The sequence below is a fragment of the Rhizobacter sp. P2_H2 genome, assembly GCF_056403375.1.
Window position 1 is genome coordinate 1 of sequence record NZ_JBFUFP010001561.1, and the last position, 897, is coordinate 897.

Genomic DNA, 897 nt, shown 5'->3' on the forward strand with positions numbered 1-897 from the left:
TCGGTGGGCACCGCGGCGCTCTCGGCGAGCCGCTCGGCATAGGCGCGCGCGAGGATGTCGCGCCGCGAGGCCTCGATGGCCTGCACGACGCGCGGATCGCGGTCGAGGCGCTGCTCGTTGGCGGCCTGCAGCGCGAGTTCCTGGTCGATCAGCGCGTCGAGCGTCTTGCGGCTCGCGGTCTCGACCTGCTCCGGCTTCAGGGTGCCCTGGCGCTGCATCAGGAAGTTGATCTGGTGCACCGAGATCTCTTCCTTGTTCACCTTCGCCGCCACCTGGGTCGCCCCTTCGCGTTTGCTGCCGCAGGCGGCCATCACGAGTGCGCAGCCCAGCACGAGGCCGGCGCGCAGAACGGGTCGAACGGTCGTGGGCATGCGTGGATGTGGCAAATGACTTCTCCTCACGTGCCGCCCGCGGCCGTGATCGATTGAACGCGACTCAGGGAAGGCACCAATATGACAAAAACAGAATCCGGTATGAGCAAGACTGATGCCCATGTGACGCAGTGCACGCTTCCCGGTTGCAATTGCGGAGCTTGGTTACACCCGGCGCGAGTTCGTGACGCCCGGCTACCCCCCTTGAATGGGTGGGGCACCCGCACAATCGCTGCACCGCAATCGATGCAAGGGCTCGCGAATGACGATCGTGCTGGTGGTGACCGTGCTGTTGCTGGCCGGGCTGGCCGTGCTGGGCGTGATGAAGAACCGCGCGGCGCGCGAGCCGGGCGTGGCGCCGGTGGCGCGGCGGCCGCTGGGCAAGCAGGAACAGCCGATGTTCCAGCGGCTGTGCGAGGCCTTTCCCGAGCAGGTGGTGCTGGCGCAGGTGTCGTTGTCGGCGTTGCTGACGGCGAGCCACCGCTCGACGCGCGGCCGCTTCGAGCGGCAGTTCGCGAACTTCGTG

General features: G+C 67.6%; 2 protein-coding genes. One reads left to right on the plus strand and one right to left on the minus strand.

Annotated elements, in window-relative coordinates:
* Positions 1 to 371: SurA N-terminal domain-containing protein (locus tag AC1D15_RS34740; protein WP_477829655.1), on the minus strand; the 371-nt coding region annotated here is incomplete at its 3' end.
* Positions 372 to 633: 262 nt separating this feature from the next.
* Here AC1D15_RS34740 and AC1D15_RS34745 point away from each other — a divergent pair.
* The coding region (locus AC1D15_RS34745) for a hypothetical protein (protein ID WP_477829656.1) at positions 634 to 897 on the plus strand (264 nt) is incomplete at its 3' end.